This window comes from Billgrantia sulfidoxydans, from assembly GCF_017868775.1.
GTDB classification, from domain to species: domain Bacteria; phylum Pseudomonadota; class Gammaproteobacteria; order Pseudomonadales; family Halomonadaceae; genus Halomonas; species Halomonas sulfidoxydans.
The window spans coordinates 4,155,128-4,170,060 of sequence record NZ_CP053381.1; the positions used below are offsets into that span (position 1 = coordinate 4,155,128).

The 14,933-nt window shown below is 68.5% G+C and carries 17 protein-coding genes; 8 read left to right on the top strand and 9 right to left on the bottom strand.

All coding sequences use genetic code 11. The annotated features are described in order from the left end of the window. Positions 1-120 precede the first annotated feature (120 nt). Positions 121-642, top strand: a complete 522-nt coding sequence (locus HNO51_RS19280; RefSeq protein WP_197448764.1) for an acyl-CoA thioesterase — start codon at positions 121-123, stop codon at positions 640-642. Between the two features lie 57 nt (positions 643-699). Here HNO51_RS19280 and HNO51_RS19285 read toward each other — a convergent pair whose 3' ends face one another. The 3 genes from HNO51_RS19285 to HNO51_RS19295 form a co-directional block, all read right to left on the bottom strand. Beyond that, the gene (locus HNO51_RS19285) at positions 700-969 is read right to left on the bottom strand and encodes an I78 family peptidase inhibitor (protein WP_197451121.1); all 270 of its coding nucleotides are present in this window, start codon (positions 967-969) and stop codon (positions 700-702) included. Positions 970-1,141: 172 nt separating this feature from the next. Further along, complete coding sequence (locus HNO51_RS19290) at positions 1,142-1,273, bottom strand: entericidin A/B family lipoprotein (RefSeq protein WP_104204325.1); 132 nt, start codon at positions 1,271-1,273, stop codon at positions 1,142-1,144. Positions 1,274-1,369: 96 nt separating this feature from the next. After that, complete coding sequence (locus HNO51_RS19295) at positions 1,370-1,507, bottom strand: entericidin A/B family lipoprotein (RefSeq protein ID WP_197448765.1); 138 nt, start codon at positions 1,505-1,507, stop codon at positions 1,370-1,372. A 141-nt stretch (positions 1,508-1,648) separates the two neighbouring features. Here HNO51_RS19295 and HNO51_RS19300 point away from each other — a divergent pair, with 141 nt between their 5' ends. Next, on the top strand, positions 1,649-2,074 hold the full coding sequence (locus HNO51_RS19300; protein ID WP_197448766.1) for an HIT domain-containing protein: 426 nt from the start codon (positions 1,649-1,651) through the stop codon (positions 2,072-2,074). Positions 2,075-2,080: 6 nt separating this feature from the next. Here the strand turns inward: HNO51_RS19300 and HNO51_RS19305 are convergent, their stop codons facing one another. From HNO51_RS19305 to HNO51_RS19320, 4 genes are read right to left on the bottom strand one after another with little or no spacing between them, the layout of a single operon-like run. Then, on the bottom strand, positions 2,081-3,124 hold the full coding sequence (locus HNO51_RS19305; RefSeq protein ID WP_234283750.1) for a nickel/cobalt transporter: 1,044 nt from the start codon (positions 3,122-3,124) through the stop codon (positions 2,081-2,083). Beyond that, positions 3,115-3,789, bottom strand: a complete 675-nt coding sequence (locus HNO51_RS19310; protein ID WP_209538126.1) for a DUF1007 family protein — start codon at positions 3,787-3,789, stop codon at positions 3,115-3,117. Before HNO51_RS19310 ends, HNO51_RS19305 begins: the two co-directional genes overlap by 10 nt. A 33-nt stretch (positions 3,790-3,822) precedes the next feature. Beyond that, on the bottom strand, positions 3,823-4,182 hold the full coding sequence (locus HNO51_RS19315; RefSeq protein ID WP_197448768.1) for a hypothetical protein: 360 nt from the start codon (positions 4,180-4,182) through the stop codon (positions 3,823-3,825). Further along, entirely contained in the window at positions 4,182-4,733 is a 552-nt protein-coding gene (locus tag HNO51_RS19320) for a hypothetical protein (RefSeq protein WP_209538127.1), read from the bottom strand. Before HNO51_RS19320 ends, HNO51_RS19315 begins: the two co-directional genes overlap by 1 nt. Before the next feature lie 272 nt (positions 4,734-5,005). On the opposite strand from HNO51_RS19320, the gene HNO51_RS19325 reads away from it, so the two are divergent. Beyond that, positions 5,006-5,479, top strand: a complete 474-nt coding sequence (locus tag HNO51_RS19325) for a Dps family protein (RefSeq protein ID WP_197448770.1) — start codon at positions 5,006-5,008, stop codon at positions 5,477-5,479. A 196-nt stretch (positions 5,480-5,675) separates the two neighbouring features. Continuing rightward, positions 5,676-6,239: a type 1 glutamine amidotransferase domain-containing protein gene (locus HNO51_RS19330; RefSeq protein WP_209538128.1), complete on the top strand. Its 564-nt coding sequence runs from the start codon at positions 5,676-5,678 to the stop codon at positions 6,237-6,239. 53 nt (positions 6,240-6,292) lie between these two features. On the opposite strand, the gene HNO51_RS19335 is transcribed toward HNO51_RS19330, so the two are convergent. Continuing rightward, entirely contained in the window at positions 6,293-7,771 is a 1,479-nt protein-coding gene (locus HNO51_RS19335; protein WP_197448772.1) for an aminoacyl-histidine dipeptidase, read from the bottom strand. A 26-nt stretch (positions 7,772-7,797) separates the two neighbouring features. Further along, entirely contained in the window at positions 7,798-9,990 is a 2,193-nt protein-coding gene (locus HNO51_RS19340; RefSeq protein WP_479688689.1) for a tRNA(Met) cytidine acetyltransferase TmcA, read from the bottom strand. A 257-nt stretch (positions 9,991-10,247) separates the two neighbouring features. Between HNO51_RS19340 and HNO51_RS19345 the strand changes: the two genes are divergently transcribed. The 4 genes from HNO51_RS19345 (at position 10,248) to dctP (ending at position 14,885) form a co-directional block, all read left to right on the top strand. Then, positions 10,248-11,351, top strand: coding sequence for a TRAP transporter substrate-binding protein (locus HNO51_RS19345; protein ID WP_209538130.1), 1,104 nt, complete (start codon positions 10,248-10,250; stop codon positions 11,349-11,351). A gap of 70 nt (positions 11,352-11,421) precedes the next feature. Further along, on the top strand, positions 11,422-12,012 hold the full coding sequence (locus tag HNO51_RS19350; protein ID WP_197448775.1) for a TRAP transporter small permease subunit: 591 nt from the start codon (positions 11,422-11,424) through the stop codon (positions 12,010-12,012). A gap of 21 nt (positions 12,013-12,033) precedes the next feature. Next, on the top strand, positions 12,034-13,404 hold the full coding sequence (locus HNO51_RS19355; RefSeq protein WP_209538131.1) for a TRAP transporter large permease: 1,371 nt from the start codon (positions 12,034-12,036) through the stop codon (positions 13,402-13,404). Between the two features lie 374 nt (positions 13,405-13,778). Then, the gene (gene dctP / locus HNO51_RS19360; protein WP_197448777.1) at positions 13,779-14,885 is read left to right on the top strand and encodes a TRAP transporter substrate-binding protein DctP; all 1,107 of its coding nucleotides are present in this window, start codon (positions 13,779-13,781) and stop codon (positions 14,883-14,885) included. Positions 14,886-14,933: the final 48 nt, after the last annotated feature.

The window sequence follows — 14,933 nt, forward strand, 5'->3', positions numbered from 1 at the left end:
CCCGCCAACCACCGGTTCCGGCGTCGAGACGAGCCGACACCGGTTGGGTTGCGTGGCCTCGATGCCTTCGCGCCGGGGAAAACGTTATGCTGTGGGAAACCCGACGACGAGAGCCTCCCGATGGACGAACACGCCCTGCCCGGCCAGCACGAACTGACCATGACCGTGCTGATGACCCCCGACATGGCCAACTTCAGCGGCAAGGTGCACGGCGGCGCCATCCTCAAGAAGCTCGACGAGGTGGCCTACGCCTGCGCCAGCCGCTATTCCGGCCACTACGTGGTCACGCTGTCGGTCGACCAGGTGCTGTTCAAGCAGCCGATCCACGTCGGCGAGCTGGTCACCTTCCTGGCCTGCGTCAACCATGTCGGCCGCTCCTCGATGGAGATCGGGATCAAGGTGGTCGCCGAGGACATCCAGCGCAAGCTGATCCGCCACACCAACAGCTGCTACCTGACCATGGTGGCGGTGGATGCCGACGGCAAGCCGGCGCGGGTACCGCCGCTGACGCTGGCGACGCCGCTGCAGCGGTTGCGCTTCGAGAAGGCGGCCCTGCGCAAGAAGCTGCGCAAGCAGGCCGAGGAGGCCGAGCGCCAGACCCAGGCGGAGCACGGGCAGAGCCGGCGGGGCGCTGACGCATAGGGACGACCAACGGCAAGCATGAACCGCCCGTCTGCCGAGGCCGTTGGAACGTCTCCGTCAGCCGCAGCCGATGTCGGTGATGGTGTCGCCGTCGTCGATATGGACGTTGATGCGATCGCCCCGGTATTCCAGGGTGTAGGCCTGCCCCGGGCGGATGACCCGCAGCGTGGCGGCGCCGCTTTCCCGGCGTATCGATTCACCCAGCGCTTCGTCGTAGCGGCGGCCGAGCCGATCCTGCACGCGCTGCGCGCCGCAGGCGTCCTCACTGCCGCTAACACGAGGCGGCTTGGGGGCGGGGTCGTGCGCTGCATTACCGGAATTCGACATGGAGGTACAACCTGTCAGGAACGTCAGGCCGACGGTGACCAGACACAACCGCAGTGGGCTTACCATGGGCAAGATCTCGCTACGATGGGAAGGGGGGCGAAGCGGTTGCGTTCAGGCAGCACACGGGAGACTGCCAGGTCACCCGTGCGCTGCCAGGCCGGACCGCAGGTGTTTACTCGGCGGCGTCCTGCACGGCCTGACCGCCGCGCTCGACGTCCTCGCCGGCACCTTCCATGGTGTTGCACCCCGCCAGGGCACCGGCGGTCATCAGCAGGGCAAAACTCAGGGCAATTGCTTTCTTCATGGTCGTATCTCCTTGAAACGATTTAGGGAAATCCATTCCTTTCCGTGAAGCAATGGCCACTTAAGCGTAACAGCCCTTTGCCGCTTTGCATAACCGCTAATATGACGACGACTGCCGCTGGATCGCCTCGCCACCTTGTTCGATGTCCTCGCCCATGCCACGCATGGTATTGCAGCCGCTGAGCAGCGACAGTCCCAAGAGAGCCGCCAGCAGCACCGCCACCGTCCGCTTCATGTTGCTTACCTCCTCTCCGTCAGGGCTCGTTCCTTCACTCTAGCCGCTGTCGTCCCGCTTCGCTTGCTTGCTTGCGTGTCAGGCGCTTCGCGCCCGGCTGTGTCATGATGACCTCTATCGTCACCGTCGCGGAGGGGAGAGATGCCGTCAGTAGCATTGGATGAGCGCCTGGTCAGGGACAGCTACCCGGTCACGGAACTGCCGCTGTGCCAGCTGCGCCTGATGGACGATTCCCGCTTCCCCTGGCTGATTCTGATTCCCCGGCGTGAAGGTGTCAGCGAAGTGTTCGACCTGGACGAGGCGGACCAGCAGCAGCTATGGCGCGAGGCCGGCGAGGTGGGGCGCATGCTCAAGGCCCTGACCCGGGCCGACAAGATCAACGTGGCCAACCTGGGCAACGTGGTCGCTCAGCTGCACGTGCACGTCGTCGCCCGCCTGCGCGACGACGACGCCTGGCCGGGGCCCATATGGGGTCAGGGCCAGCCGCAGCCCTACGACCTGAACGGCCTGGCCAGCATGCGCGACCACCTGCTGGCGCAGCTGGATGGGCTGAAGCAGCGGCTCTGAATACGCTCAGCCGCCCAGGGGATGCCCGCCGGGCGGTGACGAGCCCTCCGGCGGATTGCTGCGGGCCGGCGGCTCCCCGAGCAGGGGCGCCGAGGCGGGTTGCGTCACGCCGGTGACGGAGAGCGAGATGCCCAGCGCCATGATGACGAGCCCGCCACCCAGGGCTGCCCAGCTCAGCAGACGTCCCACCCGTGGCATGCCATTCTGCTTCAGCAACTGCCGTTCGGCCCAGCCGCGCGCCACGACGCTGGCCAGCGCCAGGCCGGAGACGGTCAGCGCCGTGCCCAGCGCCATCACCATGACCGCCGCCACCCCGACCGCGAACTGGCCCAGCAGGGTGGCCGCGCCCAGCAACAGCACGCCGCCGCTGCAGGGACGAATGCCGATGGCCACCACCGTGGCCAGCGCGGTGCGCCAGTCGGCCGCCCGGCGCGGGTCGACGTGGTGCTGGCCGCCGCAGCAGGTGTGATCGTGGTCGTGGTCATGCGCGTGGTCATGGGCGAGAGACGCGTGGCTCCCGGCCGGCCGTCGCAGCTGACGAATCGCTCTCAGGCACAGCCAGCCGCCAAGCAAAGCCACCATCAAAAAGCTGGCCTGTTCGACCCAGGCGACGCTGCCCATGGCCTGGCGGGTCACCCAGCCCAGGCCGTGAACCAGCACCACGACCAAGCCGATGGCCACCAACCCCTGCAACAGCGAGGCGGCGAAGGAGAGCGCGAGCGCCCGGCGCACCGCGCCGCCCTGCGAGAGCAGGTAAGTCGTCAGCACCGCCTTGCCATGTCCGGGGCCGGCGGCATGGAAGACACCATAGCCGAAGCTGACACCGAGCAGCGCCCCCCACGCCCCCGTCGAGGGCGCGCCGGAAAATTCGCTGATCGCCAAGGTCAGGGCACGATGGAAGTCGCGCTGCCAGGCCACCAGCTGCAGGCTCAATGACTGCAGCCCGCCCTGGCCGAGAAACAGCAGCAGCCCGGCGATGGCCAGCAGCACCAGTCCGATCCACCAGGTCCTGGCCGGCGCCCTCGCGATCGCCCTGGCCATCACTCGCATGTCACCACCCCGGTTTCGGCGAAATGCCGCCCCAGGCCGGGCTCGGCCTCATCGTCCATGTCGAGCTGGGCCGCTTCCATCACCCGCTCGGGATCGGGGTCGGCAGGCAGGATGTTCGTGGTGCAGCTCAGCTCGCCGCCGACCGTCAGCGCCTCTTCCCGTGGCGTGTCGTCCTCCGCCTCGTGGACCACCTCCAGGTAGTAGGTGGGGTCGAATACCTGGTACTGCAGCGTCTGCTCGCTCAGCGCCCTGGGCGCCGCCAGCGGCAGCAGGAAGACGAACTCGACCCGGCCGTCGCGCTCCATCACGGTGTACTCGGTCACCTCGCCGAGGCTCAGCTTGTCGTCTCCCACGCGCACCTCGGTAAAGTAGTCGAACGGCGCCAGGTTGCCGCGGATCTCGCCTCCCAGCCGGTCGAGCCCCGCCTCCAGCCCGCCTTCGGTCTGGCTCAGCTCCTCGATGAGGACCAGGCTGTAGAATGGGTCCATGCGCCAGGCCTGATGCAGCGCTTCGAGTCGCCCCGCCTCGTCGACCACCAGGCGCACGCGGATGTCGATCCAGCCATGCGGATGGGCCAGGGCCAGGCCGGGCAACAGCAGGACGAGCAGGCCCGCCAGCCAGGCGCGTCTCGCGCTGGCATGGCAGAGTTGGCGCAATCGGTTCATGTGGCAAATGAGCTCATGCAAAGGGGTTGTCGGTTATCGCGGCGCCAGCCCCAGCCGACGCTGCAGCTCGGCCAGCAGCGGGTCGAGCAGGTGCGGCGGCAGCGGCCTGCCGCCTCGGGTCGCCGTCAGCGAAGCTCGAGCGCCCTGGCCGGCGGAAGCGACCTCCGCCCGGACCCGATAGCCCGGCCAGCGCGCCAGCACCGCCTCGACGCGCCCCAGTTCGGCATCGGCATGGCGGATCACATAGCCCTCTTCCATCAGCAGGCCGACGATCTCCTGCAGCGTCGCCTCGGGCGCTGCCGCGAGCGTCAGTTCACGCGGCTCCGGTGGCGGCATGGTGGTGGCACAGCCCGCCAGCGCGACGAGCAGCAGCGCCATGGCAAGTCCCCGCATCAGGGCTCCTCCCTCACTCGGGCGGCCTGCATGGCCTGGCGCAGCGAACCGCAGAAGGCGGCATCGCTGCCGCTTCGCGTCTCGCGCAGCTCGCCGCGCCAGTCGATCACCTGAATGTCGCGGCTGACCCGCACCCAGCCCTCGTCGGCGACCACCGAGACGCGTTCGAGCTGAGTGGCGTCTTGGGTGATGCTGCCGCCGGCACCGCCGAAGCCGATCATCACTCCGGTGGAGACGCCGCGACCGCGGCCCAGGCCGAAGCCACCGAAGAAACCGGTACGCTCCCAGTCGTCGTAGCGGTCGCCGTAGCCCGGAATGGTACGGGTGCGCTCGGCGCTGACCACTCCCAGCGCCAGCTCGGTGTCCCGCACCACGAAGTCCTCCGCCTCCAGCGCGTCGAGGCCGCGGCGGACCCACTCGCGAGACTCGACACCTTCGGTCTCCCAACGGCACTCCACGGCGGGCCGCGGCTCCGCGGAAGGCAGTACCGACGGCGTCGTCTCGCAGCCGGCCAGCAAGGCCAGGCCGGGCATCATCCACCACAGACGCATGGAGGTTCTCCTGTTCGTCATTGGCCGCAGTCTACGCAGCCCGGCCCACCTTGCAAGGTCGTCTGACGCCTTGAGAGTCCCGCAGAGCCCAAGGGTTCCCGAGCGACGGCGCCGACGGCCGCGATACGGGCACGCAGCGTCTGGCCGGCGGCGACCGCGATTGGCCTTTCATGCATGTAGTCTATCGCAACCATGGGCAGATATTGCTTAAGCATCGCGTCACTGCGCTCTAGACTTGGCAGCCACACATTCGCACGCGAAAGGAGTACGCCATGAGCGACACCAATGCCATCGGCCTGCATCAGGACAGCGCCCACCAGCTCGCCGAAAAGCTCAACGTCCTGCTGGCCAACTACCAGGTCTTCTACATGAACGTGCGCGGCTATCACTGGAACGTGAAGGGACCCCAGTTCTTCGAACTGCACGCCAAGTTCGAGGAGTTCTACACCGATTTGCTGACCAAGGTCGACGAAGTGGCCGAGCGCATCCTGACCCTGGGGCACAAGCCGGTACACGCCTACAGCGACTACGTCTCGATGGCGCGGATCCGCGAGGACAAGGACGTGCACGACGGCGAGGCCTGCGTACGTGGCGTGCTCGAGGGCTACCAGACCCTGATCGAACTGCAGCGCGACCTGCTGTCGACGGCCGCGGACGCCGACGATGAAGGCACCGCCGCACAGGCCGGCGACTACATCCGCGAGCAGGAGAAGACCGTGTGGATGCTCAACGCCTACCTGGGCTGAGCGTCGTCCTGGCGAGGGCCGGGGCACGCCCCGGCTCCCGCGCTCCATGAGCGGCGCCGACGAGTCGCTTGACGATTCGCAACATTCTTCCCCTTGCCGTCGGCGTCGTCCGCCACAACGCTATCAAGTGCATGCAAATGCGACTCGCCAACCACGCTGGCGGAGCCAGTGACCACAGCTTGCAAGGAGGTAGCTCATGAGCGAGAAGCTGAACGGCAAGACCGTCGCCATCCTGGCCACCGATGGCTTCGAGGAATCGGAACTCAGCGAACCCAAGGCCGCACTCGAGCGCGAGGGCGCCACGGTGCACGTGATCGCGCCGGACAAGGACAGCATCCGCGCCTGGGCGAAGACCGACTGGGGCCCTTCCTATGACGTCGATCGTCGCCTGGAGCAGGCCAATGCCGACGACTACGACGCGCTGGAGCTGCCCGGCGGCCTGTTCAACCCCGACGCCCTGCGCCAGAACGAGCAGGCGCTGGCCTTTACCCGGCGCTTCTTCGAGGCCCACAAGCCGGTCGGTGCGATCTGTCACGGCCCGTGGGTGCTGATCAACGCAGGCGTCGCCAAGGGCCGCCGCATGACCTCCTACCCCTCGGTGGCGCAGGACCTGCGCAATGCCGGGGCCGAGTGGGTCGACCAGGAGGTCGTGGTCGACAGCGGCCTGGTCACCAGCCGCAAGCCCGACGATCTCGCGGCGTTCTGCAGCAAGCTCGTCGAGGAGATCGCCGAGGGCAAGCACAGCCGCCAGCACGCCTGAGACGGCCCAGCTCTCCCGCCGCTCGCATCCGGCGAGCGGCGTTCCTGCGCGGCTCAGCCGCCCCGCGCCGCTGCGTCGTCGGCCAGGTCTTCGACCAGCGCCCGCAGCAGTACCCAGAACTCTTCCACCGAACTCAGCTCGACCCGCTCGTCGGGCGAGTGGGCGCCGCGGATCGAAGGGCCGAACGAGATCATCTCGAGACCGGGATACTTGCCGGCGAGGATGCCGCACTCCAGCCCCGCGTGGATCACCTTGACCGCCGGCTCGCTGTCCAGGAGTTGCCGGTGCAGGCGCTGGAAGCGTGCCAGCAGAGCACTGTCAGGCGACGGCGTCCAGCCGGGGTAGGCGTTCTCGACCCGAGTGCGCGCACCGATCAGGTCGAATAGCCCGCGGAAGCGGTCGGCCAGGTCGTCCAGCGCGCTGTCGCGCAGCGAACGCACCAGGGCGCAGAGGTAAAAGCGCCCCTCGTCGAGGCTCACCACCCCCAGGTTGTTCGAGGTCTCGACCACGCCGGGCACCGCACTGCTCATGCGCTCCACGCCGTGGGGCGCCACGTTGAGCGCCGCCAGCAGCATGCGGCTGGCATGGGCATGCAGCGCCTGGAGGGGGCGGGCCTCGAGCGGCGTGATGGTCAGCATCATCTCCTCTTCGACCCCGGCCAGCTCGGCGCGCAGCTCCTGCTCCAGCGCCGCCACGCGGCGCGCGGCGGCCTCGGCCTCGTCGGCGGGCAGCACCAGGGTGGCAAAGGCCTCGCGCGGAATGGCGTTGCGCAGGGTCCCGCCGCGATAGCCGGCCAGGCGGACATCGTAGGCTTCCAGCGCTCTCAGCACCCGGACCAGCAGGCGGTTGGCGTTGCCGCGGCCGCGGTGGATGTCGATACCGGAATGGCCGCCTTTCAGGCCGGTCAGGGCCAGCTGCACGGCGACCTCGTCGGGCCCTGGCTCGGCGGTGGGAAGCTGGGCCTCCACCACGATGTCGGCACCGCCGGCACAGCCGATGAAGACCTCGCCGCGATCCTCCGAATCCAGGTTGAGCAGCACATCCCCCTCGAGCCAGTGTTCCGCTAGCTGCAGGGCGCCACCCATGGAGGTCTCCTCCTCGAGGGTGAACAGCGCCTCCAGCGGGCCGTGCACCAGCCCGTCATCCTCCAGGATCGCCAGCGCCGCAGCCACGCCGAGGCCGTTGTCGGCCCCCAGCGTGGTATGCCGGGCTCGCAGCCAGCCGCCTTCCACATAGGTCTCGATCGGGTCGCGGGTAAAGTCGTGGGGGTGATCGGCGTTGGCCTGGGCCACCATGTCGAGATGCCCCTGCAGGATGACACCGGGGGCGCCCTCCCTGCCGGGCGAGGCCGGCTTGCGAATGCGCAGGTTGCCGAAGTCGTCACGGTCATGCGCCAGCCCCTGCCGCTCGGCCCAGCGCTCGAGAGTGGCCACCAGCTCGGCCTCGTGTCCCGAGGGCCGCGGCGTGTTGCACAGGGTGCGGAAGTGGCGCCACAGCGGCTGCGGCGCGAGTTGTTCGAGATGTTCGTTCATGATCCGTCTGCTCGGGAGTAACCGGGCTACCTTACCGGGCCGCTGGCGCCGGGGAAAGCCCGCCCGGGGCATGCCGAATCTCCCTCCTGCAGGCGGGCCACGACCCCGCGCAGCCGCTCCATGGCCTGGCGCCGCCCTCCGGCGCCGCAGCGCGCCGCCAGCCAGGCGATATCGCGCCCCTGGAAGGCCCAGGCGGCAAGCCAGGCCAGGTCGGGCTCGCGACAGCCCGCCGTTGCCGCCCGTCGCACCAGCCCCTGCAGGGCCGGGCGCGCCAGTGCCGGCTCACGGCGGCCATGGGCCACGTCGGCGATATCGCAGCGTTCGACTGCGTCGGGTGCCGGCCGCGGCCCTTCGGCCAGCAGCGCCAGCGCCACCTGAGGGTCCAGGTCGGCAAGCTCGAAGGCCAGCAGGGCAGGCAGCAGGCGCTGGAAGCGTGCCGACAGCGTCTCGGCCAGCGCCTCTCCTGCGGGACCGAGCGGGGCGACGACCATCACGGCGTGCTCGCCCGTCGACGTCTCCCGCGACAGCCCCAGCCGCACCGTACGAAAGCCCAGCGCCTGCCAGAACGCCAGCAGTCCCGGCTCGGCGCCGAAGCTGGCTCCCAGCAGGTCGACGCCGGCCCTGCGCGCGGCCTCTCGTTCCTGCTCCAGCAGGCGCCGGCCCAGCCCCTCGCGCCGCCGCTGGGGGTGCACCGCAATGCGCTGCACACGGCGCAGGCGAGCCGTCAGCGCCTCCCGGGAGCCGGCATGGGCGGCCAGCGACTGGGCCAGCAGATGGCCGGGCAGACGCCGCTCGCCGCGCGCCACCCGCTCGGCCAGCTCGGGCGTAAAGCCGCCTTCGTCGGCGCACACCGCCACGGCCTGAACATGCCCCCCTGCCGCCAGCGTGGTGATGCCGAGCCCCGGCGCGTCGAGCAGGCGCTGCAGGTCGGCCGGCGTGGTGCGGTAGTGCGCCTGTACCAGCAGACCGAAGATCTCGCGCAAGGCGCCTTCGTCGGCGACAAGGGCCGGGCGCTCCCACGACACGGTCTCGAGCGCCGACGCGACCATGGGCGGTGGCGGCTCGGCATCGAGCAGCAGCAGCTCGTCGACCAGTCGCTCGAGCGGGTCGCCCTCGGCCCAGCGCACCGGCGTGACGAGGTGGAATTCGCGCCAGTCAGGAGCCTGCCGCTCGAGCCGCTGGCGAAAGCGCAGGGCGAAACCGCGCCCGGAGCCTTCGTAACCGTGCACGGTGGTGGCGAAGGCGATACGCGGGAAGGCCTCGAGCCAGTGGCCGAGCAGGGCGGCGGGAATGGCGGCGGCTTCGTCGACTAGCAGCCAGGTGCCCGCCCCGCCGGCCTCGCCGCGTTCGACCCGGGCGCTCAGCTCGTCGGGCGCGAGGAACTCCACGCCCCCGCCCTGCGCGTCGACGAAGCGGTTGCCTTCACGCCGGCCCAGTGGGCGCAGCGCCTCCAGGCGCGCGAAGAGGGCCGCTACCGCTTCGGGGCGCGGCGCCGTCACGCCAATCTGCTGCTGGCTCGCCTCCAGCAGCCGCGCACAGGCAATGCCGAGCGCCGCGCTCTTGCCGCGCCCGCGGTCGGCGGTGAGCACCAGCGGGCGCCGCCGCCGCAGGCCGACCAGGCGCCTCACCGCCTCGGCCTGATCAGGGGTCAGGCAGTCGGGGTCGCCATCGGGGGCCTCGCGCCGCGGCGGCTCGGCGGGCAGTTCGGGCAGTTGCGGAGGGCTGCCGGGCGTCCACCGCGCGATACCGGTCGCCTGCGATAGCCGTTCCAGCAGGCGGGCCATGTAGCGGCCGGCGCCGGCCCCGACGGAGGGCGGAGTCAACAGCACCAGCAGACCGCCGGCGCACAGGGTCCCGCTCAGGGCGCCGAAGGCATCCGCATCGAGACCGTCCGTCGCGGATACGCCATCGAAGACGATCAGGTCGTGCTCTCGCCCCAGGCGGGTCCTGGCCTTGGCAGGCGGCAGCCACGCCCCGCGCAGCGGTGCCTCGGGCGGCGCCGGCGATACCCAGCAAGGGGAATGCCAGACCCGCGCCTGCCACAGGGCCCAGGCCTGGCGCCGGGCCGGCTCGGCAGCTGCGGCCGACCACACCAGCCCGCGCCAGCCATATCGACCCATTTGGTCAGACCAATTCAATATCGACGAGACACCCCGCTCGCTCACTTGCCCCCTCCTTCCCGTTTGCGGACCCCTCGGCCTCAGCAATTGGTCGCACATCACGCGCCCGCCCAATCGATGAGCCTGCTAAACTTTCATATTGAAAAGCCAACGTTTTCCGACACGTTCCTCGACAATCGCGACAAAACCTCGCTCCCCGAAGTGGCCACCGACATTCGCAAGTTCGCCAAGCGAACTTGCGATATTGGTCTTACCAATTTTCCACAGTTGCTTTGCCAGTACCCTCGCGGCTAATTTCGGCGCTGGAATAGGCCTTTCCTAGAACAATACCCGTCACAACAAGTGGAGTCGCGTCTATGCAAGCCTCAACTGGCCCTCGTCTGGCCGCACGCCTCAAACTGACCGCCACGACAGCCGCCGTGGTCCTGGCTGGTGCTGCCCTGCCCGGTACCGCCACCGCCCAGGAAAGCGTGCGCTGGCAGGTGCCCATCGCCTTCCCCTCGCACCTGGTCGGCCTGAGCACACCGGTGGTGCACCTCTCCGAGACGCTGGGAGCGATCTCCGGAGGCAACATCCAACTGCGCTACTACGAGCCGGGCGAGCTGATACCGCCATTCGAGATCCTCGACGCCGTCTCGGAGGGGCGTTACCCGGCGGGCTTCACCTGGATCGGCTACGACCAAGGCAGCATCCCGGTGCTGCCGCTGCTGTCGGGCCCGCCCTTCGGCATGGAGCCGCCCGCCTTCATGGCATGGCACTACTTCGGCGACGGCGATGCCCTGCTGCAGGAAGTGTACGAACCCTACGGCGTGAAGGCGCTGCTGTGCGGCGTCATCGGGCCGGAAGCCGCCGGCTGGTTCGCCGAGCCGCTGGACTCCCTCGATCAGATCGATGGCCTGCGCATTCGCTTCGCCGGCATCGGCGGTCGGGTGATGGAAGAGCTGGGCGCCTCGGTCACCATGCTGCCCGGTGGCGAACTCTATCAGGCCATGGAGCGCGGCACGATCGATGCCACCGAGTTCTCGGCCCCGGCAGTGGACCGCATCCTGGGCATGCAGGAGATCGTGCAGCACTACGTCATGCCGGGCTGGCACCAGACCTATACCACCTCGCACCTGCTGGTGAACCGGGAGATGTGGGACGACCTCTCCGACCTGAGCCGCGCCCAGATCGAGACCGGCTGCCGCTCCGCCACGCTGTTCGGCTTCTCCGAGAGCGAATGGGAGAACCCCCAGGCGCTGGCCGGCTTCGAGGCCGAGGGCGTGAACGCCCAGACCCTGTCGCCCGAGATCCTGGCCGAACTGGAAACCGTCACCATGCAGGTGCTGGACCAGATGGCGGGCGAGGACGAACTCTTCGCCCGTGTGCTGGAGAGCCAGCGCGAGTGGATGCAGGTCCACGGCAACTGGCACGACAAGGGTTATCTGCCGCGCGCCTACTACGCGCCGAAATCCAACTGATCGTCACTGACGGCCGCCGGAGACTTGCCTCCGGCGACCTTGCCGGCTTGCGGCAACGAGAGGCTGCTCGATGTCTACACCCCACGCTTCCGACTCCCCCCACGCCCTCCCTCCGGAGCTGCCCACGAACCGCGTCAGCCACGCGCTCGATACGGCCATCGCGGTGCTCGGCAAGGGGCTCTCCTGGCTCTGGCTGGCCACGCTCGCCGTGGTGCTGGCCAACGTCTTCAGCCGCTTCATCCTGGGGCGCGGCTCGATCGCCCTGGAGGAGCTCTCCTGGCACTTCTTCGGCGCCACCATGATCCTCACCCTGGCCTACGCCGTGGTCACCGACGATCACGTTCGTGTCGACGTCCTGCGCGAGCGCTTCTCGCTGCGCTTCCAGGCCTGGGTCGAGCTGCTGGGCATCGTCGTGCTGGTGCTGCCGGTACTCGCGTTCATGGTCGACGGCCTGGCCGAGTACGCCTACCGCTCCTTCGAGCGCGGCGAGCACTCCCAGGCACCCAGCGGGCTGCCCTACCGCTTCATCATCAAGAGCACGCTGCCGCTGGGCATGGCGCTGATCGCCCTCGCCCTGTCGTCACGGGCGCTGCGCTGCTGCACCTATCTCTTCGATTTTCCCCGGAAGCTGCCGCTGCGCCGCCCGGCGGACCATCGCTAACGCGCCTCCGCGAGGATCGACATGGGTCTTGAAGAAATTCTCGTCAGCGGCATGTTCGCCGCTTTCATGGGGCTTTTGCTGCTGGGCTTCCCCGTGGCCTGGGCACTGGCCGGCATCGGCTTCCTGTTTGCCGTCATCGGCCACCTGCTGGTCGAAACCTTCCACGCCGACCTCTGGTTCAGTTGGGGCGGCACCATCGGCGTCCTCGACAGACGACTCTACGGCATCGTCGCCAACGAGCTGATGGTGGCGCTGCCGCTGTTCATCTTCATGGGCATCATGCTCGACCGTTCGGGTATCGCCGAGCGGCTGATGAATTCGCTGGTGCGGGTGCTCGGCGGACTCCGCGGTGGCTATGCCGTCACCGTGGTCATCGTCGGGGTGTTGCTGGCCGCCTCCACCGGGATCGTCGGCGCCTCGGTGGTGCTGCTCGGCATGCTGTCGATCGGGCCCATGCTGCAGGCCAAGTACGACAAGTCGCTGGCGGTGGGTACCGCCTGCTCGGTCGGCACGCTGGGCATCCTGGTGCCGCCGAGCATCATGCTGGTACTGATGGCCGATCGCCTCGGCACCTCCGAAGCCTCGGTCGGCCGGCTGTTCATGGGCGCCCTGATCCCGGGCGTCATGCTTGGTGTGATGTACATCGGCTATATCGTGATCGCGGCGTACCTCAAGAAGGATCTGGCACCGGCGCCGCAGGACCGCACCCCGCTCACGGCGAGAGCCCTGTTCGACGTGCTGCTGGCGGTGCTGCCCCCCATGGCGCTGATCGTGGCGGTGCTCGGCTCCATTTTCCTGGGGATCGCCACCACCACCGAAGCGTCGGCGGTGGGCGCGCTGGGGGCCATGCTGCTCGCGCTGTTCAGCCGCCGGCTGAGCCTCGAGGTGGTGACCAAGGCGCTGTACCAGACCACCCGTACCACGGCGTTCATTTTCGGTATCTTCGTCGGCGCCACCATCTTCGCGGTGGTACTGCGGGGGCTCGGCGGCGACGACGTCATCCGCGCCGCGATCTCCGGCCTGCCCTTCGGCCCCGCCGGCGTGGTGCTGTCGGTCATGCTGGTGGTGTTCCTGCTCGGCTTCTTCCTCGACTGGGTGGAGATCACGCTGATCATCCTGCCGCTGGTGGCCCCGGTGGTCTTCAGCCTCGGGGTCGACCCGGTATGGTTCGCCATTCTCTTCGCCATCTGCCTGCAGACCTCGTTCCTGACGCCGCCGGTGGGATTCGCCCTCTTCTATATCAAGGGTGTCTGTCCACCCGGCATCACCACGCTCGACATCTACAAGGGCGTGGCCCCCTTCGTGGCGCTGCAGCTGCTCGGGCTGTTCCTGGTGTTCTTCTTCGAACCGCTGGCCACCTGGCTGCCGGCCCATGTCTACAGCGGGCGCTGAGCCTCCGGCACCAAGGCGCGCGGCAAGCCGGCGGGGGCCCGTCGGCTTGCCGCACCCAATCAGACTTTGGTCTATCGCCCCCCTGCGCGCTTTCCCCTCCCGGCTTGCCAAGTTGGCGTCGCTTTGCCTTGCAATACAGACACCTCTATTTGGCGCTTATCTTAATTAAACGTAACTGATGGCCCGCCCGGGCGCGCTCGCGTCGAGGCCCCGACCCAAGCAAGCTATCGATTCCTGTCATGCCAGCATGCTAGCTTGTCGTTGTTTGCCGAGCGGCCGTACCGGTGATCCCGGGCGGCCTCGGGCGCCTCTCGGCGCCCGTCGGCATGGCTCGTCTACTACGGCATACAACAAGACCCAAAAGGGAGCATGACATGAAGAATCTGAAGACGACATTCGGCCTCACCGGCCTGGCGGCGGGCATCGCCCTGGCGGCCTTCGCCTCCACCGCCCAGGCCCAGGAACGCTGGACCATGACCACGACCTGGCCGGACAACCTGGACCTGATCGAGATCGACCGCCACTGGGCAGAGCTGGTCAACCAGCTCGCCGGCGACGAGCTGCAGATCGAGTTTCGCGCCGGCGGTACGCTGATGCCCGGCACCGAGGTGTTCGACGCCACCGAGACCGGCAGCATCGAGGCCTCGGGTGACTGGCCCGGCTACTGGGCGGGGCGCAGCTCGGCGTTCTCCCCCCTGGCCGCCACGCCCAGCCTATTCAACGGCGTCGACTACCTGAACTGGATTCAGCAGTGGGGTGGCTTCGAGCTCTACCAGGAGGTCTACGGCCAGTACAACATGGTCTACCTGCCCTACGGCATCACCAACAACGAATCCGGCTTCATGGGCCGCACCCCGATCGAGAGCCTGGCCGACCTGGACGGCAAGCGCCTGCGCCTCTCGGGCCGTGACCAGGGTCGGGTCCTTGAGCGCCTGGGCGGCTCCCAGGTCACTCTCTCGGGCGGCGAGATCTACCAGGCGGTGGAACGCGGCGTCGTCGACGGTGCCGAGTTCTCCACCCCGGGGGTGGACTACAATGCCGGCTTTGCCGAGGTCGTCGAATACTGGGCGACGCCCGGCTGGCACCAGTCCGCCAGCGTGTTCGGCGTGATGATCAACAAGGACGCCTGGGACGCGCTCTCCGAGGAGACCCAAGAGAAGCTGAAGATCGCCGCCGACGCCACCCTGGCCTGGTCGCTGGCCTGGTCCGAGCGCCAGTCGACCGAAGGCACCGTCAAGTTCCAGGAGGCCGGCGTGGAGATCTCCACTTATGGCGAAGAGGACATGGCGCGCATCCAGGAAGTGACCAACGAGGTGATCGTGGAGGGCGCCTGCGAGGACCCGCTGCACGCCAAGGTCTACCACTCCATGATCAGCTACCTGCAGCACTACGCCAACTGGCGCGACGTCTCCGTGCCTTACAACATGAGCCGCAGCTTCGATAACCTGCCGTCTCTGGAAGAGATCGAAGCCTGCCTGTAAGGCGGCCCTACCCGCCCCGGCCGCTGGCGCCGGGGCGGCATTCGTTCC

Excerpts from the sequence above, each read along its gene's own strand:
- HNO51_RS19280 (WP_197448764.1), top strand. The coding sequence starts at position 121 with ATGGACGAACACGCCCTGCCCGGCCAGCACGAACTGACCATGACCGTG.
- HNO51_RS19285 (WP_197451121.1), bottom strand. The coding sequence starts at position 969 with ATGTCGAATTCCGGTAATGCAGCGCACGACCCCGCCCCCAAGCCGCCT.
- HNO51_RS19290 (WP_104204325.1), bottom strand. The coding sequence starts at position 1,273 with ATGAAGAAAGCAATTGCCCTGAGTTTTGCCCTGCTGATGACCGCCGGT.
- HNO51_RS19295 (WP_197448765.1), bottom strand. The coding sequence starts at position 1,507 with ATGAAGCGGACGGTGGCGGTGCTGCTGGCGGCTCTCTTGGGACTGTCG.
- HNO51_RS19300 (WP_197448766.1), top strand. The coding sequence starts at position 1,649 with ATGCCGTCAGTAGCATTGGATGAGCGCCTGGTCAGGGACAGCTACCCG.
- HNO51_RS19305 (WP_234283750.1), bottom strand. The coding sequence starts at position 3,124 with ATGCGAGTGATGGCCAGGGCGATCGCGAGGGCGCCGGCCAGGACCTGG.
- HNO51_RS19310 (WP_209538126.1), bottom strand. The coding sequence starts at position 3,789 with ATGAACCGATTGCGCCAACTCTGCCATGCCAGCGCGAGACGCGCCTGG.
- HNO51_RS19315 (WP_197448768.1), bottom strand. The coding sequence starts at position 4,182 with ATGCGGGGACTTGCCATGGCGCTGCTGCTCGTCGCGCTGGCGGGCTGT.
- HNO51_RS19320 (WP_209538127.1), bottom strand. The coding sequence starts at position 4,733 with ATGCGTCTGTGGTGGATGATGCCCGGCCTGGCCTTGCTGGCCGGCTGC.
- HNO51_RS19325 (WP_197448770.1), top strand. The coding sequence starts at position 5,006 with ATGAGCGACACCAATGCCATCGGCCTGCATCAGGACAGCGCCCACCAG.
- HNO51_RS19330 (WP_209538128.1), top strand. The coding sequence starts at position 5,676 with ATGAGCGAGAAGCTGAACGGCAAGACCGTCGCCATCCTGGCCACCGAT.
- HNO51_RS19335 (WP_197448772.1), bottom strand. The coding sequence starts at position 7,771 with ATGAACGAACATCTCGAACAACTCGCGCCGCAGCCGCTGTGGCGCCAC.
- HNO51_RS19340 (WP_479688689.1), bottom strand. The coding sequence starts at position 9,990 with ATGTGCGACCAATTGCTGAGGCCGAGGGGTCCGCAAACGGGAAGGAGG.
- HNO51_RS19345 (WP_209538130.1), top strand. The coding sequence starts at position 10,248 with ATGCAAGCCTCAACTGGCCCTCGTCTGGCCGCACGCCTCAAACTGACC.
- HNO51_RS19350 (WP_197448775.1), top strand. The coding sequence starts at position 11,422 with ATGTCTACACCCCACGCTTCCGACTCCCCCCACGCCCTCCCTCCGGAG.
- HNO51_RS19355 (WP_209538131.1), top strand. The coding sequence starts at position 12,034 with ATGGGTCTTGAAGAAATTCTCGTCAGCGGCATGTTCGCCGCTTTCATG.
- dctP (WP_197448777.1), top strand. The coding sequence starts at position 13,779 with ATGAAGAATCTGAAGACGACATTCGGCCTCACCGGCCTGGCGGCGGGC.